At 34.4% G+C, this 24,650-nt stretch carries 17 protein-coding genes; 3 read left to right on the top strand and 14 right to left on the bottom strand.

Going from position 1 to position 24,650, the window contains the following annotated elements:
• Positions 1–21: 21 nt before the first annotated feature.
• From BLT84_RS09725 to BLT84_RS09695, 7 genes are all read right to left on the bottom strand, one after another.
• The gene (locus tag BLT84_RS09725; protein ID WP_091265056.1) at positions 22–5,229 is read right to left on the bottom strand and encodes a LamG-like jellyroll fold domain-containing protein; all 5,208 of its coding nucleotides are present in this window, start codon (positions 5,227–5,229) and stop codon (positions 22–24) included.
• Between the two features lie 159 nt (positions 5,230–5,388).
• Positions 5,389–7,188, bottom strand: coding sequence for an ABC transporter ATP-binding protein (locus BLT84_RS09720; RefSeq protein ID WP_091265053.1), 1,800 nt, complete (start codon positions 7,186–7,188; stop codon positions 5,389–5,391).
• A gap of 38 nt (positions 7,189–7,226) precedes the next feature.
• A complete protein-coding gene (locus tag BLT84_RS09715) occupies positions 7,227–8,351 on the bottom strand; it encodes a GDP-L-fucose synthase family protein (RefSeq protein ID WP_091265049.1) in 1,125 nt (374 codons plus the stop codon).
• 18 nt (positions 8,352–8,369) lie between these two features.
• Entirely contained in the window at positions 8,370–9,485 is a 1,116-nt protein-coding gene (gene gmd / locus BLT84_RS09710) for a GDP-mannose 4,6-dehydratase (protein ID WP_034890954.1), read from the bottom strand.
• Between the two features lie 53 nt (positions 9,486–9,538).
• Positions 9,539–10,012: a UpxY family transcription antiterminator gene (locus BLT84_RS09705; protein WP_091265046.1), complete on the bottom strand. Its 474-nt coding sequence runs from the start codon at positions 10,010–10,012 to the stop codon at positions 9,539–9,541.
• 687 nt (positions 10,013–10,699) lie between these two features.
• Positions 10,700–12,082, bottom strand: coding sequence for an MATE family efflux transporter (locus tag BLT84_RS09700; RefSeq protein WP_091265042.1), 1,383 nt, complete (start codon positions 12,080–12,082; stop codon positions 10,700–10,702).
• A 169-nt stretch (positions 12,083–12,251) separates the two neighbouring features.
• Positions 12,252–13,679 (bottom strand): exonuclease domain-containing protein, encoded by a 1,428-nt coding sequence (locus tag BLT84_RS09695; protein WP_091265039.1) that lies wholly within the window; start codon positions 13,677–13,679, stop codon positions 12,252–12,254.
• Positions 13,680–14,011: 332 nt separating this feature from the next.
• Here BLT84_RS09695 and BLT84_RS09690 point away from each other — a divergent pair, with 332 nt between their 5' ends.
• The 3 genes from BLT84_RS09690 to hemN all read left to right on the top strand — a co-directional run bounded on the left by BLT84_RS09690 (position 14,012) and on the right by hemN (position 18,394).
• The gene (locus tag BLT84_RS09690; RefSeq protein ID WP_091265035.1) at positions 14,012–16,384 is read left to right on the top strand and encodes a PAS domain S-box protein; all 2,373 of its coding nucleotides are present in this window, start codon (positions 14,012–14,014) and stop codon (positions 16,382–16,384) included.
• A gap of 82 nt (positions 16,385–16,466) precedes the next feature.
• Positions 16,467–16,820 (top strand): response regulator transcription factor, encoded by a 354-nt coding sequence (locus tag BLT84_RS09685; RefSeq protein ID WP_034890944.1) that lies wholly within the window; start codon positions 16,467–16,469, stop codon positions 16,818–16,820.
• 212 nt (positions 16,821–17,032) lie between these two features.
• Positions 17,033–18,394 (top strand): oxygen-independent coproporphyrinogen III oxidase, encoded by a 1,362-nt coding sequence (gene hemN / locus BLT84_RS09680; RefSeq protein WP_091265032.1) that lies wholly within the window; start codon positions 17,033–17,035, stop codon positions 18,392–18,394.
• Between the two features lie 91 nt (positions 18,395–18,485).
• Here hemN and BLT84_RS09675 read toward each other — a convergent pair whose 3' ends face one another.
• Genes BLT84_RS09675 through ccoN form a run of 7 tightly spaced genes read right to left on the bottom strand, consistent with a single transcriptional unit; the run spans position 18,486 to position 24,649 of the window.
• Entirely contained in the window at positions 18,486–19,193 is a 708-nt protein-coding gene (locus BLT84_RS09675; protein ID WP_034890939.1) for a sulfite exporter TauE/SafE family protein, read from the bottom strand.
• Positions 19,193–19,639: a FixH family protein gene (locus BLT84_RS09670; RefSeq protein ID WP_034890937.1), complete on the bottom strand. Its 447-nt coding sequence runs from the start codon at positions 19,637–19,639 to the stop codon at positions 19,193–19,195. Before BLT84_RS09670 ends, BLT84_RS09675 begins: the two co-directional genes overlap by 1 nt.
• Positions 19,636–19,770 (bottom strand): hypothetical protein, encoded by a 135-nt coding sequence (locus tag BLT84_RS16320; RefSeq protein WP_262490131.1) that lies wholly within the window; start codon positions 19,768–19,770, stop codon positions 19,636–19,638. Before BLT84_RS16320 ends, BLT84_RS09670 begins: the two co-directional genes overlap by 4 nt.
• Before the next feature lie 32 nt (positions 19,771–19,802).
• Positions 19,803–21,227: a cytochrome c oxidase accessory protein CcoG gene (gene ccoG / locus BLT84_RS09665; RefSeq protein WP_034890929.1), complete on the bottom strand. Its 1,425-nt coding sequence runs from the start codon at positions 21,225–21,227 to the stop codon at positions 19,803–19,805.
• 41 nt (positions 21,228–21,268) lie between these two features.
• Positions 21,269–22,246, bottom strand: a complete 978-nt coding sequence (locus BLT84_RS09660; RefSeq protein ID WP_091265028.1) for a cbb3-type cytochrome c oxidase N-terminal domain-containing protein — start codon at positions 22,244–22,246, stop codon at positions 21,269–21,271.
• Positions 22,243–22,440, bottom strand: a complete 198-nt coding sequence (locus BLT84_RS09655; RefSeq protein ID WP_034890923.1) for a CcoQ/FixQ family Cbb3-type cytochrome c oxidase assembly chaperone — start codon at positions 22,438–22,440, stop codon at positions 22,243–22,245. Before BLT84_RS09655 ends, BLT84_RS09660 begins: the two co-directional genes overlap by 4 nt.
• A 4-nt stretch (positions 22,441–22,444) precedes the next feature.
• Positions 22,445–24,649 carry a cytochrome-c oxidase, cbb3-type subunit I gene (gene ccoN / locus BLT84_RS09650; RefSeq protein ID WP_091265026.1) on the bottom strand — a complete coding sequence of 735 codons (2,205 nt, stop codon included), beginning with the start codon at positions 24,647–24,649 and terminating at the stop codon, positions 22,445–22,447.
• Position 24,650 lies beyond the last annotated feature (1 nt).

Below are 24,650 nucleotides of genomic sequence, written 5' to 3'. Positions count from 1 at the left end.
AATAAATAAGTATCAATGATATTACTGAAGTATCACTCTCAAATTCTTGGCTTCTTTATTAGATTCTAATCTTAATAAATAAATACCTTTAGAAAGCCAAGAAGCTTGCAAAACAGCTGTCTCTTCTACATTCTTTAGCGCCTTTCCTTTTTTAACTTCTTTCACTTTTAAACCTTTCAGATCATAAAGAACAAGGTTATAATCTGTGTTCTCATAAAATGAGAAATGAACATTTGCGGAGGTCGTAAAAGGATTTGGATACATAAAATATGTTCCTAGAGCTGTTTCAGAATTATCTTTAGAGCTGAAAAGGGAATTAGAACTATTAGATTTAGCACTAAAAGTTTTAGCAGAAGCTTTTATGGTTGAACTAAAATCATAGATTTTACCAATTTCTACAGCATCTAATGCCTCATTAAAAATTCTAATATCATCCATGCCCCCTAAAATTCCTCGAAAACTATCTGGCCCGGCACCTATTGCGAGGTTCAACGAGTTAGTAACTATATTCTGAGTAGCGGTATAAGATTTCGAGCTATCCAAAATTCCATTTACATATAAATTAATTTCAGTGCCATTATAAGTAACGGCTATATGCATCCAAGTAGTACCATTGGTAGGATAATTGGCTTGAGAATTTAACCTATAAGTGTTATTGGAAGTTGCCTGATTAAATCTAAAAAATATCTTTCCGCTACTAGCTAATGACAACTCGTAGCCATCTACGCTATTTTGCTGGGCTTTTTTTACGAGATATTGAGTACCTATTTTCTCTGGTCTAATCCACGTAGAAATGGTGATTTGCTGAGAAATATTCAAAGATGGATGATCTAAAGCTGTCCCGTATTGATTGTTACCATTAAACCTTAAAGCCTGACCTTCTTTTCCCGGAACCCATAATGGATTGCCAGATAAAGTTACATTATTTGCATAGGTAGTTGCGTCTATAACTGCAGTTCCAGACCCCTCATCAAGTTTATAATGTGCTACCAAAGAACCTGTTGTAGATGGTACTGATGTTAAAAAAGACCAGTTAGCAGACCATGCGCTTTCTCCCGCGGTATTTATAGCTTTTACTCGCCAGTAATATGTTGAATTGTTCAATAATCTGGTTGCATCTAAAAAAGTTTGATTAATATTATTTTCATCTAGAATTAGATTAGAAAAATTTTGATCATCAGATAACTGCATAGCATAATGAGATGCACTAGATGAGGTATTCCAACTTAATGTAGGTGCTATAGAAACATCTATTGCCAGATCTACAGGAGTAGCTAAAATAGGAACTCCAGGTATTATAGGGGTGCTTGAGATGGTAGTAAAACTACGCACTGTAGACCATGCACTATCTCCTTCTGCATTCGTTGCCCGTACCCGCCAGTAATAAGTAGTACTATTTGTAAGATCCGATACCGCAATTGAAGTGGCACTTAGATCTGACTGATCTAGGATAAAGGATGCAAATGAATTATTGTTAGACACCTGAATATTATAAGTAAGAGCTCCATCTGAAGCATTCCATGTTAATGTAGGATCTACCTCAACATTATTGGCAAGATCTAACGGTAATTCTTGCAATGGGATCTCTGGCGGACTTGGAGAACTTGTTATTGTAGCAATGGCGCTTACTTCTGCTGCATTTAACGCTACATTATAAATTCTTACATCATCCATTGCTCCTAAAATTCCTCTATAACCATCATTTCCAGAGCCAATAGCCAATGTCATAGAATTTGTACCTAAAGCTGTAGCTGCGCTATAAGATTTACTGCTATCTAATACTCCATTTATATACAAGTTCATAGTTGTACCATCAAAAGTTACTGCTACATGCATCCATGTAATTCCATCAATAGGATAGGATGCTTGAGAATTGAGTCTGTAAGTATTGTTGGAAGTTGCCTGATTGAACCTAAAAAATATTTTCCCGCTACTGGATAATGATAATTCGTAGCCATCTATAGCATTATGTTCAGATTTTTTAATAACATATTGAGTAGCTCGTTTCTCAGGCTTTATCCATGTAGCTATAGTTAAGCTATTGGTGAGATTCAGGGCCAGATTAGCACCTGCAATAGCGTATTGATCTGCACCATTAAATCTTACCGCCCCTCCTTCTACTCCATTTACTCTAACCGGATTCCCCATAATGGTGGCCGTATTTGCAATTTCTGAATCATCTGCTAGCATAGCACCCGAAGATTCATTCATTTTATAATGTGCTACTAAATTAGTTGGTGTAGTTGTATTTATTGTGTGGAAGTTCCAAACGGTGGACCAGTTGCTATCTCCACTAGCACTGTTAGCAAGCACCCGCCAATAATAAGAAGCGTCACTAGCTAAATTTGTGATCTCTACAGAAGTTGTAGTAATACCTGTAATATCTACAATAGTGGTTGCAAAATTAACATCATCACTCACCTGAATCTTATAGGAGGTAGCATCTGCTACTGAAGACCAGCTTAAGGTTGAATTATTAGGCTGTTCTGTACTCAGATCAAGTGGTGATACCAACACCGGAACTTCGGCCGGATTGGAGGTAGTTGTAAAATTCCAAATAGCAGACCAATCACTTTCACCTACAGCATTACTTGCTAGTACTCTCCAATAATAGGAAGTACTAACAGCTAAATTATCAACAGCTACATAGGTATAGTTTAAATTACTTATTTCAAAAACCGTAGTTGCAAAGTTTACATCATCACTTACCTGAACTTTATAGGAAGCCGCATCTTTTGTTGAATTCCAGCTCAATAAAGTATTTATAGGCTGTTCTGAATCTAGATCTAGTGGTGAATCAAGAACCGGAATCTCAGCCAACTTCATGGTGGTAGTGAAATTCCAAATGGAAGACCAATTACTGTCTCCCAAAGAATTAGTGGCAAGAATTCTCCAGTAATAGGAAGCATTATTCTCTAAGTTAGATACCTCAACAGAAGTGGCTGTAATAGCTGCCCCTTCAAAAATGTTACTGGCAAAGCTAACATCTTCACTTATCTGAACTTTATAAGAAACCGCATTAGCCGATGCATTCCAATTTAAAGTAACCGGAATCTCCACCTCTAGCGTACTATCTTGAGGTAATTGCAGTTCTGGAACCGCTGCTATTGTAGGGATCTGTCTTGAAGAGAATAGATCATAGACTTCAGTATTATTCAAAGCTTTGCTATAGATATATATATCGTCCATAGCTCCTTTAAAACCTCTATAACCATCGTTTTCTGAAGAGATCCATAAAGGAAGTTGATTCACATTTATCCATTGAGTTGATGCTAAAGAAATTGCACTATCTTCTACACCATTTATATAGATCTTCATCATAGTACCATCAAAAGTGGCGGCTAAATGCATCCAAGTATTTCCGTCAAAAGGATAATTTGTTTGAGAATCCAATCTAAAATCATTTCCATGAGAATCTTGATTAAACCTAAAAAATGCTTTTCCTCCACTGGAAAGTGAAAGCTCATACCCATCCGTAGAATTTCCCAGCGCCTTTTTTATAATATATTGGGTATCCCGCTTATCGGGTTTAATCCACATAGAAATAGTGAGTGCTTGAGTTAGATTTAGAGAAGCATTATCACCAATGGTGCAATATTGATCACTACCATTAAATTTTAATGCAGTACCCGTAGCATCTGTAACCCATGTTGGATCATTAAATGATGTAGCATTATTTATATATATTGAAGCGTCTCCTAAAGAATTGCCAGAACCCTCATTTAATTCTAAATGCAGCACAAGTTCATCTACACTCTGATTTTCCTTTGTTGTAAAATTTCTAATTATAGACCAATCGCTATCTCCTACGTTATTTGTAGCCTTCACACGCCAGTAATAAATATTGTTTTCTGTGAGATTATTTAGAACACTGGAAGTTTGAGTAATATTGGATTGAGTATAATAAAGAGCAGAAAAATCTGAAGATTCTGATACTTCCAAAGTATATGTGGTAGCTCCTAAAGTAGAGTTCCAGTTTAGTGTTGGTGCGTTTATAACATCTATCTCACCTGCCAACGGCAGGTTTAGAGTTGGTGTATCGGGAATAGAAGTGAATACTCCATCTGAAGCTAAAACCCCCACTGCTTTATTTGCGGAAGAAGCTAGTATTACTACCTCAGAAATATAATTCCCTTTTGTACTGGTAGCGTTGTTATACGAACCACTAATAAGCACTTTTTCAGATCCAAAAGAAATATTGGCTATAGGAGATTCTTTATATAATATGTTACCTCCTCCATCATGAGCAGAATAGATCACTTTAACTTTACCGGTAGATTCATCTAAAAGTACAATAGGCCTTGTACCTAGGTTGGATACCATATAAAGATCATCCCAAACCCCATTAGGTCTTCTAACTAATAGTGCTATTTCCGGATAATTTAGATCTTCATATCCTGTTTTAATTGCGGCATAGAGAGTTCCATCTGTTGCCGATGCTAAATTTAAATGATCATCTGCCATCCCGAAACCAGAATTTAAAGCAGACTGAGCTGCTGCAGCTTCTATAGTTGTCCATGAAGCTTCATTGGTTCCATCTACATGAGATGTAAACATAAATCTTTCAAGATTTTGATCAGACCAAAAAACTCCTATTTTACCGGGCATTGCTATAATTGCTCCAATATCATCTCCACCAATATTGGTACCAATAAGCATTCTGGTACTCCAAGTAGTATAAGGCGCATCACTGTAAACCACATAGATATTATCATCTTCTACTCCATTGTAATCAAAATCATAATTATCATCATCCCCATTAAAGGCAATCCACATTTTTCCCGTACTATCTATATCTAATGTTGCTGTTTCCACATCATCATCTAGCCATACATCTACGGTGGAACCACGCTGAGACCAAAGCTCATACTGGGCAAGACCAAAATTAAATTCTAGTGAGACTAATTCTACATATTCCCCTTCTAAAAGAATTATATGTATAGTATTACCATACAGTTTACAATCTGCCTTGGTAAAAATCTTATCAGATATTTTCAAAACATTAACCCAAGATGCACCATCTAGTCTCCAAAGGTAAGTACCTCCGGCAGATGGTAGAATAGTCCAATGTTTACCCTCAAATAGCCAAACTTTAGATTGAGGTTTTTCTCCTGTATCTATAGTTATTGATATCGGGTTTAAAGTGGTGATAGATTGAAATCCTTGCTGAGCTTTTACTGAAAGCCCAAGAAGAAAAAATCCAAAAACAAGAAGTAATAGATTTCTCATTCTTTTTAGTGATCTATAGTTAAATAATTACTGTTTCAATTTAGGAGGGAGCTTACTTATAATTCTTTTTTATCTGAAGAACTATGAGTTAAGAGTTCTATTTGATTGTTAGTATTGACCGATAGAAAATTCGATCAATTTTGGCTTATATATTTTAATCTAAACTTCTTGAAGTTCCACCATTTTTTGAAATTTGGTAGAATTCATAACTAATTCTTGAAAACATCCTTCGTTTTCAATGCTACCATTATTCAGCACTAAAATTCTATCTGCATTCTTAATGGTAGAAAGCCTGTGAGCCACTATAAGAATAGTATACTTTCCCTGTAATTCTTCCAAACCTTTTTGAATGGCTTCTTCTGTTTCAGAATCTAAAGACGAAGTGGCTTCATCTAAGACCAGAATATCTACATTCTTAAACAATTCTCGGGCTATAGAAATACGTTGTTTTTGGCCTCCACTTAAGTTCACTCCATTATTTCCAAGAATGGTCTCTTCCTTATTAGGAAGTCTCTCTATAAAATCATTGATAGATGATTGCCGTAGCGCCCAATTAAATCTTTCGTAATTAGCAGCAGATCTATCAGACCAGAAAGTGATGTTATTGTAGATAGTATCATTAAAAATAACAGGCTCCTGAGTGATATATCCAATTCTATTCTGATAATCCTGTAATTTTAATTGCTCAGAATTTATACCGTCAATATGCATACTTCCAGAGCCAACCGGCATAAGACCACATATTATATTTATTAGTGTTGTCTTACCGCTACCACTTTCTCCAACAAATGCAATGGTTTGATTTTTCCTGATCTTTAAACTGATATTTTTCAAAATATAATGGTCTTCATAATTGAATACTACATTCTTGAGTATGATATCGCTCTTAAATTTATTTAAAGAAATAGAACCTGAAGCTTCTTTAGATTGTATCAATTGATTTTCAAAACTGGTCATATTCTCCATAGATCCAGAAACCTCAAGAAACTTGTTATAATGAGTTTGCAGCAAGATCATTGAAGAAAGCGCTCTATAAAAGAATAATAAACTTATTAAGATCGTTCCTAACGTACCTGCCATAAAATTTACTTGAATTAAGATCACGGTGCTCACAACAACTATTAGTAGTGGCTCTCTTATAGAATTAACTATAGCTCCTAATTTGCCAATGGTCTTGTTACTATCTTCAATTAACTCTATCACCTTTTTAAGCTTTGTATTATATCTGTGTATATATCCGGTGGCCTTTAGATATTTAAAATTGGTAACAAACTGCAAGATCAAACCCTGATAATGATTTCTACCATAGGTAAGCTTTCTGGAGTATTGCTTAGTAATTTTATATAATCTTTTATAAATAAAGTTGGTAAGAAATCCACCTAAACAGATCAAAAGTGCAAATTGTGCATCTATAAAAAAAGCGAAGGTCATATACACTATCATCATCGTAATTTGTTGAAATGCTCCAAAATAACTTTGATATGCTAACGAAACTCTACTTACTTCTCCAGACATTGTGTTTTGAATTCTACCAGCATCTGTGGTTACAAATGCCTTATAAGATATTTCTGAAAGAGATCTGGAAAGACCGAGTCTAATAGATTTAACAAAATAGTGCCTTAAATTTACTTCATAAAGACTGCTAAAAAATTGCATGATCCCCTTTAGTATAAAGAACACGCACATGGCTATTAAAATAGTAGAAAGATTTAAGCCCATGCCCATTTGCTCCATCCCATCTACCAGAAACTTTAATTTCCCCAGGCCATCACCATCTGCAGAAGCTCCATCATCTACTATTTGTAAAAGAGGTAGAAACATCGCCAAACCAAAACCATCTAAAATACCAACTATAATACTAAGACCCATGGCTATAAATATTCTAAGTCCCAGACGCTTATAGAAATAGGTAAAACTATTGAAATACTTATTTAGAAAAATATTAAAATACTTAGACATGGATTATATGTTAATATGGGAACATCAACTTACTATTGCTATAAATGAACACTTTGCGTGATATTTTCCTGATATTGTTGGTAGATTTCTCTTATCCCTTCTTCAATTTCAATGCTGTATTGCCATCCTAAATTTTTAAGTTTTTGACAGTCTATTACTTTTCTAAGCGTACCCTCCGGCTTATTGCTATTGAAATACAGTTCTCCCTTAAATCCTACAGTTTCTTTAACCAAAAATGCCAGATCTTTAATGGAGATCTCTTTACCAGTACCAATATTAATATGTGTATTTCTGATCTCTTTTGTATTGTAGGCAGAAGAAATATCACGAAACTCTATATTTTCCATAATAAAAAGGCAAGCTTCTGCAAATTCTGAACTATGCAAAAATTCTCTTCTAGCTTTTCCACTTCCCCATATTTCAATTTTAACTTTAGGATGATCATCCTCTCCCTCTATAAGAGTTACACCATATTTTTGAAGAATATCTAAAATTTCCTGCTTTGGAGAATCTCCATCTAAGCCCTCCATAGGGTTTGTATTTAGATCTTGCCGTATCACATCCCAGTCTTTAGTTTCTAAAGCATGGCCAAGATGGATCTTTCTTAATAATGCCGGTAATACATGAGATTTCTCAAGATCATAATTATCATTAGGGCCGTACAGATTTGTTGGCATTGCCGTTAAGAAATTGGTGCCATATTGTAAATTGTAGCTCTCACACATTTTGATTCCTGCAATCTTTGCAATTGCATAAGGCTCATTTGTATATTCTAAAACACCACTTAACAAACTCTCTTCTTTTATAGGAAGCTCACTATTTATGGGGTATATACAGGTACTTCCTAAGAACAAGAGTTTTTTTACCTTATTGATATAACTTTCATGAATAATGTTGTTTTGGATCATTAGATTATTGTAAATAAAATCTGCCCTATATTTATTATTGGCAACAATGCCACCAACCTGAGCTGCACCTACAAAAACATATTCCGGTTTTTCTTCGCTAAAAAAAGCTGCTACCTTATTACAATCTATTAGATCTAGATCTTTATGCGTTCTTAATAATAGGTTTGTATAACCATGCTTTTTGAGAACCTGCGTAAAGGCACTTCCCACCAATCCTGTATGGCCTGCAACGTATATCTTAGAATCTTTTTTCACCTTGATTATTTTTTAAATCTATATTTCAGAATAATTTAAGATCTCAAAGCCGCCTTGTTTTAAAAATGCTTCTCTTTTCATTAATTGTAGATCACTTTGCATCATCTCTGTTACCAGATCTTGTAAACTATGTTCCGGTTCCCAACCTAATTTGGTTTTAGCTTTAGAGGCATCACCTATTAAAAGCTCTACTTCTGTAGGTCTAAAGTATTTTGGATCTATAACAATTAGTTCTTTTCCTATTTCTATTTGAAATTCTGCGATGGAACAATTTTTTACATATCCTCTTTCCTTAACACCCTTACCTATAAACTCTAATTCAATTCCAACTTCCAGAAATGCCATCTTTATAAAATCTCTGACACTTGTAGTAATTCCCGTGGCAATAACCCAGTCTTCTGCTGTTTCTGCTTGTAAGATCATCCACATTACCTTAACATAATCTTTAGCATGTCCCCAATCTCTTAGAGCATCTAGATTACCAAGAAATAATTGGTCCTGTAATCCTAGTGCAATACGGGATGCTGCTCTTGTAATCTTTCGTGTTACAAAGGTTTCTCCTCTTTTAGGAGATTCATGATTAAACAGAATTCCGTTGCAGGCAAACATATTATAAGCTTCCCTATAATTTACGATCATCCAGTAGGCATATAATTTAGAAACGGCATACGGGCTACGCGGGTAAAATGGTGTTTTCTCTGTTTGTGGTACCTCTTGTACCTTCCCAAATAATTCTGAAGTTGATGCCTGGTAAATTTTAGTCTTTTGTTCCAAACCTAAAAGTCTCACAGCATCCAAAATTCTTAATGTTCCCAATCCATCTGTGTTCGCTGTATATTCAGGTATTTCAAAAGATACAGAAACATGACTCATCGCAGCCAGATTATAGATCTCATCTGGTTCTATCTGCTTAATTATTCTTATAAGAGATGTAGGGTCTGTCATATCACTATAATGAAGAATGAAATTTCTATTTTCTACATGTGGATCTTGATACAGATGATCTATTCTTTCTGTATTAAATTGTGATGACCTTCTTTTAATACCGTGAACCACATATCCTTTTTCAAGTAAGAATTCACTTAAATAAGCGCCGTCCTGTCCATTAACCCCTGTAATTAATGCTGTTTTCATACTTTCAACGTTTATTTAACTTATAAACAAATAAGATCATGGTTATTAATTATTTACGCTAACTCCTTTAATTTTACAATAACAGCACATCCAAGAGATGATAGTAACAACTTTAAATGATCGTTCCCTACATATTCAATTATTCCTTCGTTATCTTTAAAAACTCCAGATTTGATCTTAATCCTATCTCCGCGGTTTAGGTTTTCAACTTTAAAACTGTCATAACTCTCGTTATTAAGCCATTTTTTGATAGTGTCAATTTCGTCATCTAGAACTATAGCAGGTTTTCCTAACCAGTATAAATACCGTACTACTCCAGGACAATTAAACACCACGTTTCTTTGCTTCTCCTTGATCTTTACAAAAACATAAGAATTAAAGAGTGGTATTTCAACTTTCTTCTTTCTATCGCTCCATTGTCTTACTTCTTTTACCAATGGACAAAATATTTCCAAGTTTTCATCGCGCAATCTTTCCGCAACCTTTTTTTCCGTTCGCGGTTTTGTGTACAATACATTCCAAGACATAGTTTATTTTTTAAAAATTAATTCAACTATTAACGTGGGGTATTTTTAAAGAAATCTTAAGTTAAAAGGATAATGAGCTGCTGGGAATTTTGCAGACTATTTTGCGGGGATGTGTGCAACTAAATTATTAACTAAAACTAATAAAACGAAGCTTTGAGAATTTTTTTATTCTCTTAATATTCATAGTATCATGGCTTCGCCAAGTGAATCCCATTAAGAGATCCAATACTATTTAGAAATTTAAGAAATGACATCATGTAGGGTTAGCGCGTTAAATAAACGCCTGTTTATCAGATAATTAATATAGAAAATAATCTCTAATATTTTATAAATTACTCGTTAAAAATTTTAGAATATTTAACATTTATGATTACTAAAATTTAGGTTTATCGAATATTTTAACATAAATACCTCAATATTAAATAAATTATCGAGTATATAATTAAGTATTAATAAATCATAAAGTTTTTTTTAAGAATTCAATTTTCAAAGATCTTTTGAAATAATTCTCCAATTTTAATTGATACAATTATAATATCGATTAATGGTTGATTTTCACCCATAAATGGTATTCCATTTTTTCATAAAAAGGGATCATTTCTTATATTTAAGTAGTAAAAAGACTTAAAAATGACAGATTTGATGTTCTAAGGCAAGAAAAGTGAATAAAATGGATTATAAAAGTGATCAAATATCAAGATGTCTTCTTTTAATGGTTCTGAGCTTCCAGTATCCCATTTTATAGTATATAAGCGCTATGGATGCAGCTATTAAATTCGAGATAGGAAAAGACCACCATATCCCAACAAATTCAAGATTTGTATTATTAGATAATACATACGCGGTGGGGAATCTAATAATCCATAAACTTAGTACAGAAATTAGCAAAGAAGCAGTAGTAAACCCAACACCATTAAAAAGACCGTTTAGAACTTGCTGTATTCCCAGAAGCCCAAAACTCGGTGCCATGATCTTAATAAAAACTGCTCCATCATGTATCACTTTAGGATCATTAGGAACAAAGAAAGCTGTGAGATTTTCAGCAAAAATATACATAATGATACCTATTGCAGTTAGACCAATGAATGCAATCTTACCACTTAAATTCCCAATTTTTTCTGCGCGCTTTATTTTTAAAGCTCCAATATTTTGACCTACCAAAGAAGTAGTAGCTATAGAAAGTCCTAAAGCAGGAACAATTACCAGACTTAATACTCTAGAGCCTATTCCATAGGCAGCAACCACATCACTTCCAAAACTAGTTACCAGCATCACCATTACTGTCATTCCCGCTGCTCGTGTAGATTGATCTAAGCTGGAAGGAATTCCAAGTTTAAATAGTCTTTTAGTGTATGTGAGATCCGGCTTCATATTTTGCCATTGGATCTTTATTCCCATTTTACCTCTAAATAATATTAAAACTCCTATTAAAGCAGATATCCCTTGGGTAATAATACTTGCAACGGCAGCTCCCGCAACTCCATACCCAGGAAAAGATCCAAATCCGAAGATAAACAAAGGATCAAGTAATAAATTTAGAAATACCGTAGCCAGCACTATATACATTGGTAAGAGTACATTTCCTATACCACGCATTAAAGATTGAAATACAAAAAAGAGAAATAGAAATATAAACCCAAGTGAGGTTACCTGAAAGTATTTCACAGAATCTTCCATGATCTCCGGCCCTGCACCTACCAGCTGCATTAAAAAAGGTGCAGCAAAATAACCCAATGCAGCAAGAAATAAGGAGATGATAAAAATCACAAAAATTGTTTGTGATGAGCTATAATCCACCATAGATTGATCATTAGCCCCTTTGTACCGAGATACCAAAACGGTTCCTGCCAGAGTTAAGCCTCCACCTAATGATAAAACCAAGAACAGTATTGGAAAACTAAGGCTCACGGCTGCAACAGCATTTGCACCTAACCTACCCAACCAAAATGTATCTATAAGCTGGTAGGTAGTTTGAAGTATATTCGCAAAAATAATGGGAAGAGCAAGTGTTATAAGGGAAGATAATATCTTACCTTCTGTGATCTTACTTTTCTTAACTTTTTTAGCCATTTACTTAACGCTTAAACCAGAGCTTTAAAAAAAATTGAGATCTTTTAAAGCTACATCTATATCTGAAAAAATTTAAAGATTAAAGATACTTGTTAAACGTTCAAATCAAGAAATGCAGACCTTAAATATTCCTTAATAAAAAATACAACTTAACGTAAGAGCGAATGGATCAGGAAAGTTCAAAAACGGGATGGTTTTCTGATATTATTCCATCAGACTTTAAAAACTCCATCTTCTCCTGACCGTATTTTCTCAAATACCAATTTATAATCTTATGAGTGTGATAGGTAGCCTCCTGAATTTTTAGAAAAGGATCAAAATCTTCAATCCCGGAGATCTGAACATCAGTATCTATATACCCATAACCATGATATCTTCCATTTTTAACCAGTATAAATGCTTCTTCATTATAATGTCTTCCTTTTTCCCTTATAACGTAAGTTTCACTTTCAAGAGTTAAAGAATCTATTGCATCGCTTACCTTTAAATTATATTCCTGTACCGTTTCTAATCCATCGCAGATACCCTCACAATTCTTCAATTTATAATGAGAGCATTTGGTAACATTAGATTGAAGTGTGCAATATTTAGGACATAAATTAAAATCCTCACATAACTGCTCTAATTTTTCTACCGCCTGAGATCTGTTATAAAAAGTGCCGATAGAATTTTGCACTTTCTTGGTTTTTCCAATAGCCAACTGTGTGATCCCTCTCTGGTTGGTATAATTTATAATTTGGTACACAAGACCTGGACGCTTTTGTGCGCTATTAAATTTAGGGTAATACTTCTTTATACTTTCTGCTTCCAGGAGCAGCGCTATTAGCTCATTTCCCGTAGCTGTATAATCTATAAAGAAGGTTTCTTGCCCTAAATGATACTCTTTACTCATCTTATCGTAAAAATGAGAGATCACTCGCTTTTTTATATTAATAGCTTTCCCTGCATAAATAACCTTCTGTTTTTTGTCTTTGAAAAGATATATCCCTGGAGTTTCAGGTAGATCCTCAATTTGAGATTCAGAAAGATGGGGTGGTAAGGTAGCTTGTCTTGATCTTGGATGAAGAAAAGTTTTGATCAATTCGAAGTCCACATCCAATACCAGCAATTTTTTAAATAATAATACCGTAGCATCTGTGTCTCCCTCTGCGCGATGTCTATTTATTAAAGGAATATTAATAGAAGAACACAAATTCCCTAAACTATATGAGAACAATCCCGGAATGAGTTTTCTTGAAAGTCTAACCGTACATAGCTTTTTACGAGTGAATTCGTACTCAAGCTCATTGAATTCAATTCTTAGTACATTATAATCAAAATTAACATTATGCGCTACAAAAATGGCATCCTTGGTAAACTCATCAATTTTTTTAGCAACCTCAGCAAATTTGGGAGCATTTGCCACCATCTCATTATCAATTCCCGTTAGTGCGGTTATCTGCGGCGGAATGATTTTTTCCGGATTAACTAAAGTAGTGTACTTGTCTACTACGGTCTCTCCTTTTAATAAAACGATACAAATTTCGGTAAGTCTATTTCCTTTAATTCCACCACCTGTGGTCTCAATATCTATAATGGCAAATAATTGATCTTGCATATAATAAATCTCTTCATACAAAAGTAAGGATAAATTATTAAATTTGGATTATTTCCTTAATGTTGGATTATTTCCTATAAGCGAGTGGTGAAATAAGTTCAAAATCCTATTCACAACAATTCTACCATAACTAAAATAAAATTATCAAATAGATAATTGGTAATAATTAATTATGCTAAAATTATATTTTTAGTCCGTTTGATATTAAAATTATACTAATTAACTCCATTAAGGTTTCTACTATAGCTTGTTTATAGATATTTTTGCGCACGATACTTCAATATTAGCTTTATTGAAAATATTATGTTTTACTATTTTAATTAAAGAAGTCCATGCAATTATCTAGTGATGCGGAAGATCTGCAACCCGGCAAAAATTCTGATAGAACAAAATCTGATGTGGAGCAAGTATTAAAACATCTCCCAATACCTGTTTTTATATGCAATAATCATGGAGACCTACTTTATTTCAATGATTTTTTCAAGCAGATTGGAATGGAAACAGATGCTGAGATTGAAAATATAAGATCTTTGGAAGCTCTTAGTTTTAGTGATATTTATACCAATCAGCCTATAAATAATGCTTCTTTAATAGATAGACTGAATTCTAATGAACTTAAAGTAACTAATTTAAAGGCACAATTTAAAGCTGATTCTTTAAAGCCTTATAAAATATCAATAGACAAAATTAATTTTGCTCAAAATAGTGAATGTCTACGCTTCTGTTTTACACCTACAGAAAGCCTGAAACTTGATGAAATTAAACAAACAGTATTATCTGCTATTGTAGAATCTTCAGATGATGCAATAATCAGTAAAGATCTTAATGGATATATTACTAGTTGGAACCAATCTGCCACTCGTATTTTTGGGTATTCAGAAGAAGAAATAGTAGGAAAACATATCAGCATTCTTTTTCCGCCAGACAGAATTGATGATGAGCAAATGATCATTGAAACCATTAAAAATGGAGAACAAATAGATCATTTTGAAACATTAAGACTTAAAAAAGGCGGAGAGGAGATATTGATCTCTGTAACTATTTCTCCAATTAGAAATGCTTCCGGGAAAATAATTGGCGCTTCAAAAATTGTAAGAGATATTTCAGATAGGTATAAGCAAGAACTAAAGCAGGCCATGTTATCTTCTATAGTATCTTCTTCTGATGATGCTATTATTAGTAAAAATCTTGATGGGATCATCACTTCGTGGAATTTAGGTGCTACCAGAATATTTGGATATTCTGAACAGGAAATGCTGGGGACATCTGTTAAAAAGCTTATTCCGGAGAACAGAATAAATGAAGAAGATATCATTATCAATAATATCAAAAGCGGAAAAAGGATCGCTCATTTTGAAACCAAACGTTTAGCCAAGGATGGCAAGAAGATACCCGTATCTATAAGTGTCTCTCCAATAAAAGATAGTAGCGGAAAAATAATTGGTGCATCCAAAATTGCCAGGAATATAAAAGATAGAAGAAAAGCTAAGCAAAAGATCAAAAAATACAATCAAAAATTAGAGATAATCAATACCATAGGTACAGAAATCTCTTCTAATTTGGATGTGCAAATAGTGCTGCAAAAGGTTACCGATGCAACTACTAAATTGTCTGGAGCAAAATTTGGCGCATTCTTTTATAACAGTGAAGATGAATCTGGCGAGGCAATGATGCTTTACACACTCTCTGGCGCTACTAAAGAAGATTTTGAAAAGTTAGGAATGCCAAGACATACACAAATCTTCAAACCAACTTTTGGAGGGCAGGGAATCTTAAGAATAGATGATATTAAAAGTGATCCTAGATATGGAAATAATCCTCCACATAAAGGAATGCCTATAGGTCACCTTCCTGTTTCTAGCTATATGGCCATTCCTGTAATCACTTCTTCTGGAAATGTTATTGGAGGATTGATCTTTGGGCATCCCGAGAAAGGAAAATTTAAAGAGGATCATGAAAATATTGTAAAAAATATAGCCACTCAGGCTGCAATTGCATTAGACAATTCTCGTCTTTTTGAAAGAGTAAGATCATTAAGTGAAAAGAAAGATGAATTTATAGCCCTTGCAAGTCACGAGTTAAAAACTCCGCTTACCACCGTTATTGGATATCTTCAGGTGTTGGAAAAAAAGATAAAAGAACCATTATCTAGAAAGTTCTTATCTAAATCTCTAGATCAGACCTATAAATTGAACTCTCTTATAGAAGATCTTTTAAATATGTCTAGAATAGAGGCAGGAAAATTAGATTTTAGTTATGAAGATTTTGATATTACCGCCATGTTACAGGATCTAAGCGAAACCTTTAATGATGGAGAGAATACCCATAATTTGATCTCTAATATTGGAGATCAACCACTAATGGTTACAGCAGATAAACAAAGAATAGAACAGGTAGTGAGAAATCTTTTAAGCAATGCAGTAAAATATTCCCCACAAGCCGAAGAGATCTATCTCGACTTAAATGCAAAAGATAACAAAGTTATTGTTAAGGTTAGGGATAACGGAATTGGCTTAACTCCACAACAGAAAAAACAGGTTTTCAATAGATTTTACAGAGCAGAAACTACAAAAGGTATAAATGGACTTGGATTAGGACTCTATCTTACCAAACAGATTATTGATGGACATGATGAGGAACTAATTGTAAAGACTGAAATAGGTGTAGGTTCCGAATTTTGCTTCACATTAGAAAGAGCACATTAACTGGTATAACAATTTTGTTTTTAACATAACATTAAAAGTATAGAAATAAGGAACCAATTATATTTACAGCAAAGAAATTAAGATGAAAAAAATTTATTTAGTTGAAGATGACCATGCTTTGAGAGAACTTATTTCTTTTTTATTGATGGATAAAGATTATGAAGTGGAGGCCTTTGCTAATGCAAAATCTTTTAAAAACAAGATCTCTACTGCAGATGCAGATCTTATTCTTCTTGATATCATGCTTCCCGATGGAAATGGGATAGATCTTTGCAAATTGGTTAAAGCAACTTCAAACACAAAAGATATACCTGTATTATTAATGTCTGCTCATGCAAACCCTTCTATTGCTAATGATTCTGGAGCTAATGATTTTATAGCAAAACCTTTTAATGTAGATGATCTTTATATGCACGTTCAAAAGAATCTGGCATAAAAAGTTATAAATATACCAGTTAAAAAGCATGTCTTATAGGCATGCTTTTTATTTTTAAATACTAAGCCTTTTTAGCTGATTCTAATCTACACACCGTGATTACCCCATAAAATTACAACCTTCAATTAAATATATCACTCTGCACCAAAGCTGATTTTCGTCATTTCTTACTCTTAGCTGTTCTAATATTTTTGCATTTAAAATAGCTTAGTATGCACTCTATAATTTCAAAATATAACGTTCCTGGACCTAGATATACCAGTTATCCAACTGTGCCCTATTGGGATGAGGAGAATTTTTCACTTAAAGATTGGAAGAGAACCTTGCAACAATCGTTTAAAGAAAGTAATTCTTCAGAAGGAATAAGCCTTTATATTCATCTTCCCTATTGCGAAAGTATGTGCACCTTTTGTGGCTGTAACAAACGTATTACTAAAAATCATAAAGTTGAAGTTCCCTATATTCAATTAGTGATACAGGAATTTAAATTATATACAGAATTATTTCAAGAGAGACCAAAGATCAAGCAATTACACCTTGGAGGCGGCACCCCTACTTTTTTTTCTGCAGAACATCTAGACAGGTTATTATGTGGATTATTGACACTTGCAGATAAGGCTCCTAATTTCGAATTCAGCTTTGAGGGACACCCTAATAATACCACTACTGCACATTTAGAAACTCTGGCCTCTCATGGGTTTAAGCGTGTATGTTATGGGGTACAGGATTATAATCTTAAAGTGCAAAAAGCTATAAACCGTATCCAACCTTATGCAAATGTGAAAACAGCTACTGAAAATGCCTATAGTGCCGGTTTCACTTCTGTGGGACATGATATCATCTACGGATTACCTTTTCAAACTTTAGTAGATGTAATTAATACAATAGATAAAACGATCTCATTACAACCAGATAGAATTGCCTATTATAGTTATGCGCATGTGCCGTGGATTAAAGGAAATGGTCAACGTGGATTTAATAACAACGATTTACCTTCTGCAGCTTTAAAGCGCGAGCAGTATGAGGCGGGAAAAAATAAACTTATAGAAGCGGGTTATGTGGAAATAGGAATGGATCATTTTGCTCTAAAAACAGATTCATTGTATAAAGCACAACAAAACGGTACTATTCATCGTAACTTCATGGGGTATTGCGACAGTAAAACTCAGGTAATGATAGGCCTGGGAGTTTCTGCTATTGGAGATAGTTGGTATAGTTTTGCTCAGAATGTAAAAAATATTGAAGCCTATGAGAAATTAATAGTTAATAAAATTTTACCCATTTCTAAAGGTCATATTTTAACTTCGGAAGATCTTAAAGTACGAATGCATATTCTAAATCTAATGTGCACATTTAAAACGGAGTGGAATCACAACGAGCAGTATCTTGCCGAAATTCCAGATATACTTACCAAATTGAAAGAGCTGCAAGCAGATGGTCTAATTATTCTAACAGAAGGATCTGTAGAAATAACTGAAAAAGGAAGACCATTTTTAAGAAATGTTTGTATGCCTTTCGATCTCAGACTACAGCAGAAACAACCAGATAGACCTTTATTTTCTATGACCGTGTAAGTCACATTCTTCAAATTAAAAAAGAGAAGCACTTAAGGCTTCTCTTTTTTTTTGATCGTTTTTATAGCTACCTATATTTTAAAGTGATGATTTAAGAACAACTCATACTAGATGATGCTTTTTCAATGTTTATAGTGCTTGATGGAGAGATATAGGGTATCCCCAATCCCAAGCCTCTTAATATGAATAATAATCCTATAAGTACTACAAAGGCAGGGATCAACTTCAATATTTTTTGTCGCACTTGTAATTTTAAAAAATTTCCTAGATAAATTGCTGTGGTCATTAAAGGAATAGTACCAAGTCCAAAAACAGCCATATATAAACTCCCAGAAACTGCATCACCGGTTGCCAAAGCTCCAAATATGGCCATATACACCAATCCGCATGGAAGCAATCCATTTAGATACCCAATAGTAAAAAAAGTACTTGGCTTTTTGTTCTTCAGCTCTTTTCCCATTGCATTTTTCACCTTCCCTACAACTTTGTAAATAGGTTTAGCAATCTGAAATTTATGAGAGAACTTAGAAGGAACAAGGATTACCAAGATCATTAAAACACCAATTCCTATAGATAGGTATTGTTGTAAACCAATAAGGTTCAAACTTTTGCCAAGCATCCCAAAGATTAAACCCAGAAAGGAGTAGGTGAATATTCTACCTGCATGATAACTTAAAAGTTGTGCAATTCTATTCACTTCATTTTTTCGGTCTAATGGCAATAGAAAAGCAATAGGACCACACATTCCTATACAATGAAAACTTCCCAAAAGACCAAAAATAAGTGCAGAAATGATCATTAGTATGTTATTGATTTTTTATATAGATATTCTTCCCCATTTTGGTTAAATGAAATTATGATATTCCATCTTCCATCAATCATTTTATTGGCGGGAATTAGCATTTTAGATTCATTTAAAGATAAAGGAAGCTCAAAGTCCAGCTTTTCATTAGATGGTCTATAGAGTGTAACCGTGCCCTTAACCAAGCTGTAATGCAATTCTTCAGGGAAACTTAACATCCACCCTGCTGCTGTTCGTTGTCCCATGATCTTACTTGTAAGATTGTGAGTATTTTTCTCGGCATCTATTTCTGTTTGGTATGCCATCTCTTTAGCATAATATTCCTCTGTAACCAGATCAAAACTATACTTGTTGTTAGTACTCAAAGTAATGACCAGATATAAGATAAATCCCATAAACAATGATAATCCTACCACTATCCCCTTGCCCCAATTCCATTTCATAGGCTTTCAATTTTAATAGATTTCTCACTATTTCTGTCCTGGCTAGAATCTAAATTAGATTTGCATTTAGAACTTCTTCCGGCTTTGGCACGGCAAGCTTTACAGCATTCCTTTTTTTTGGATTTTTCCATACTATCTTTATTTACAGTAATTATTTATAAGATCATTTATAACTTCTGGGACCTAAAAATGATGTGGTAGTAGATTCTATAAGCAGTTTCCCACTATAGATCCCTATTCGTAATCTATTCTTATCTCCATCTAATGCACTATTGTTTATTTGAATGAAAAGTGTCCCTTCTGCCAAGCCTTGTTTTTCTACATTGAAATTTCCGTCATGAGAAACTACTTTGATGGTTCCTTTGTGAGATAAAAGTTTGAAATGAACATCTTTAATGTCATCTACAGTCTTATTAATTAGCTTATAGGTGTAAACATTACTAATCATATTATCTGCCTTATGCTCATATAGCTGCCCCGGCAACCTTAAAATATTTGCTTCAATATCATTTCGCAAAAAGAGCATACCTACCAAGACACCTATTAAAATGGTTAGAACAGCGGTATAGCCTTTTAATCTTGGAGTAAATTTAAATTTCTTCTTTTTCTCTATTTCATCTTCACTTGCATATCTTATTAAACCTTTTGGCAAGTTTACACTTTCCATAATATGATCACACTCATCTATACAGGCAGTACAATTCACACACTCCAGTTGCGTTCCATTTCTAATATCTATCCCAGTAGGACACACATTTACACATTGAAAACAATCTATACAATCTCCTTTCCCGGTTAAGGCTCTATCTTCGTTCTTCTTAAATTTTGCTCTTCCCTCTTCTTTTTCACCTCGAACATGATCATAAGCAACTACTATAGATTTATTATCTAATAATGCACCCTGTAACCTTCCATAAGGACAGGCAATAATGCATACCTGTTCTCTAAAATAAACGAAGATAAAATAGAAGACTCCTGTAAAAATTAATAGCGAAATAATGGTGCTTATGTGTGAGGAAGGACCATCTATAATGTATTTTATAAGCTGATCACTTCCTATTAAATAAGCTAGAAAAACATTAGCAATAAGAAATGAGATTATAAAAAAGATGGTCCATTTTAAGCTGCGTTTTCTAATTTTTTCTGCATTCCAAGGCATTTTACTCAGCCTTATCTGCTTGCCTCGGTCTCCATCTATAAGATATTCTATACGTCTAAATACCATTTCCATAAAAATGGTTTGCGGGCAGATCCAACCGCAAAATATTCTACCAAATGCAACCGTGAACAAGGTTATAAAAACCACACCAATGATCATCATGATCACAAAAAGATGAAAATCTTGTGGCCAGAATGGAAATCCAAAAATATTGAACCTGCGTTCTAGTACATTAAACATCAAAAATTGATTTCCTCCAATCTTAAGGAACGGTGCAGACACCAAAAATGCCAGTAATACATAACTTACATACTTCCTGTATTTATACCATTTCCCCGAAGGCTTCTTTGGAAAAACCCAGGCTCGCTTTCCTTCTTCACTTAAGGTTCCTATAGAATCCCTAAAGTTATCTTTACCTTGTTCTGCCATTTAGTTATATAGTTTAAAGCTTAGCATTAAAGCCGCCTTAATTATTTGGTAGTGCTTATTTCTTTTTCTGTAGTTATATTTTCTAAAGAATTTGCGGTAGCGGAACTATCTATAATAGCTTCTCCTACTTCCTCCGCAGCATTAGGATCTTTCCAAAGATCTCCTTGAGGTTCTTTAGCATCTGGAGGATTGGTACCTCGCAGACTTAGAACATAACTTGCCACCTGTGCCATTTCTGAAGGTTTGAGATCAGACTTCCAAGCAACCATACCTTTTCCATCTCTTCCTCCTTCAGAAATTGTATGAAAAACATTTTTAACTCCACCTCCAAGAATCCAGTAGTCATCGGTTAGATTTGGTCCGATACCACCACCTCCACCTTCTTTGTGGCAGGCTATACAATTGGCAGCAAATATTTGTTCTCCTGCTTTTAGATCGCTGGCATCGGTTAACAGTTCTACATTATTTATATCTATAAGATCTTTAGCCGTTTTTTTCCATTCTGCTATCTCCAGATTTGCTTGTGCTACTGCAGCTTCATATTCTTCTACCTGATTGTAATCGTCAAAAACTTCAAACCTCACCATATAAACAATAGCAAAAACTATAGATGCATAAAAACCATATACCCACCATGGTGGTAGCTTATTGTCTAATTCCTGTATTCCATCATAATTATGATCTAGAATGATTTCACCTTCTTCTTCTAAAGGCTTACTTCCCAACAATTTGATATAGGTAGTTTTTAGCCAAAGAAATTGATTGTCTTTAGCTATAGAAGCTTCTCTATCATAAGCTTCTTTGGCTTCCGGTTTCAACGTTTTATATAAAATGCTTTTTAGAGCTTGTGCAGAGATCTCTCCAGCAACATAAATAGTTAGAATTAGAAAATACACTGCCCATAGCCAGGGTTGTTGTTCAAAAACTGAATCTTCCTGGCCCCACTCAGCTATTTCAAAGAGAAGATAACCTGCGCATGCAACTCCAATAATTCTTAAAATTGATCCAAAACTTCTCATAACTGTTTTTCTTTTAAGATTACTGTATCATCTTCTAGCGGAATATTGCTAACGGCTGTTATATGCGCTTTGCTGGTTGTTAATACCCACCATATCAACACGGTAAAAAAGATGAAGAATATCAATAATGAGATAATAGGATAGATCTCTACTCCATCTATATTTTCCAGATTCCCTTTTATAAATTTCAACATAGCCTTATTCGTTTAAGTTTGCAGTGGTACCATCTGCGTTTTTAATTTTTATATCTGTTCCTAGCCTTTGGATATAGGCAATAAGCGCAACAACCTCACGATTACGCATCTCAATAAAATCTTCACCATTCTCTTTGGCATATTTCATATCTGCCTCATAGGTTCTTGCAAAATCGGGATCGTTATAAAGATTTTTCTCTATTTGGGTAGACTGTTCTGTCATCCATTGCTGTGCTCTAGAAATATCTTCAGCAGTATATGGAACTCCTAATGTTACCATAGCTTCCATTTTATCTTCTGTCATACCCTTATCCAACTCATTTTTCAGCAGCCATTTATATGATGGCATTATAGAGCCTGAAGAGGTAGTTTGAGGATCATAGAAGTGATTTAGATGCCAATTATCACTATACTTCCCTCCTACACGAAACAGATCTGGACCGGTTCTTTTACTACCCCATAGAAAAGGGTGATCATATACATACTCCCCGGCTTTTGAATAATCTCCATATCTCTCTACTTCACTTCTAAAGGGGCGTATCATTTGTGAGTGACAAGACACACAACCTTCACGTATATAAATATCTCTACCTTCCAGTTCTAAAGGCGTGTAAGGTTTTACACTAGATATTATAGGAATATAATCGTCTACAATTAAAGAAGGTATAATTTGAACCATACCACCTATTAAAATGGCTATAGTGGCAAAAATGGTAAGTTTTACAGGTCTTCTTTCCAACCAGGTATGGTAACCTTCTTTGGAAATGCGCTTTTTAGTTACTTTTTCTAATGCTGCTGCTTCTGCAAGTTCATCTGTAACTTTCTCCCCATTACGAGCAGTTTGGATGATATTATAAATTCCGATACAGGCTCCAATTATATAAAGGGTACCACCAATGGCACGCATCCAATACATTGGAATGATCTCGGTTAGTGTTTCTAAGAAATTACCATAGGTAAGGGTTCCATCCGGGTTGAATTGTTTCCACATAAAAGCTTGTACAAATCCGGCTACATACATTGGGATGGTATATAATATGATCCCTAGAGTTCCTACCCAGAAGTGAACATTGGCTAACTTTATAGACCATAAGTTGGTTTTAAATAAACGCGGTACCATCCAGTAAACCATACCAAACGTAAGGAATCCATTCCATGCTAAGGCGCCAACATGTACGTGAGCAATTACCCAATCGCTAAAGTGTGCAATGGCATTCACATTTTTTAGAGAAAGCATAGGCCCTTCAAAAGTTGCCATCCCATATCCAGTAATGGCCACCACCATAAATTTTAGAACAGGATCTGTACGTACTTTGTCCCAAGCCCCGCGCAAGGTTAAAAGTCCGTTGATCATTCCTCCCCAAGAAGGTGCTAATAACATTATTGAAAATGCAACCCCTAGGTTTTGCGCCCAATCTGGTAAAGAGGAATAAAGTAAATGATGTGGACCCGCCCAGATATAGATAAAAATAAGCGACCAAAAGTGTACGATAGATAATTTATAAGAGTAGACCGGTCTATTTGCCGCTTTAGGAACAAAATAATACATCAAACCTAAAAATGGCGTGGTTAAGAAAAATGCTACAGCATTATGGCCATACCACCATTGTACCAGCGCATCCTGGACTCCGGCATACATAGAATAACTCTTTAAGGCACTAACTGGAAGCTCCATGCTATTCACAATATGTAATACTGCAACCGTAACAAAGGTTGCCAGATAGAACCAGATTGCAACATACATATGTCTCTGCCTTCTTTTTATAATAGTACCAATAAGGTTAATACCAAAAGCTACCCAAACCACTGCAATAGCAATATCAAAAGGCCATTCCAGTTCTGCGTATTCTTTAGAACTTGTATATCCTAATGGCAATGTAATAGCTGCACCCACTATAATAAGTTGCCACCCCCAGAAATTAAAGGTGCTCAACCAGTCTTTCCACATTCTTGCTTTTAGCAAACGCTGACTTGAATAATAAACACCGGCAAAAATGGCATTACCCACAAATGCAAAAATAACAGCGTTGGTATGCAGCGGGCGAAGTCTTCCAAAACTCAACCATGGAATACCATCGGTTACATTTGGAAAAAGAAACATAAATGCCAATAAAAGGCCTACACTCATCCCTATAATGCCCCAAAACATTGTAGCGACAATAAATTTCCGTACGATCTTATTATCGTAATAAAACTTTTGAATTTCCATA

Origin of the sequence: Gillisia sp. Hel1_33_143, assembly GCF_900104765.1 — a bacterium.
Taxonomy (GTDB): Bacteria; Bacteroidota; Bacteroidia; order Flavobacteriales; family Flavobacteriaceae; genus Gillisia.
Note: the sequence above shows the minus strand (reverse complement) of the source record. Positions and strands in the feature narration are given on the sequence as shown.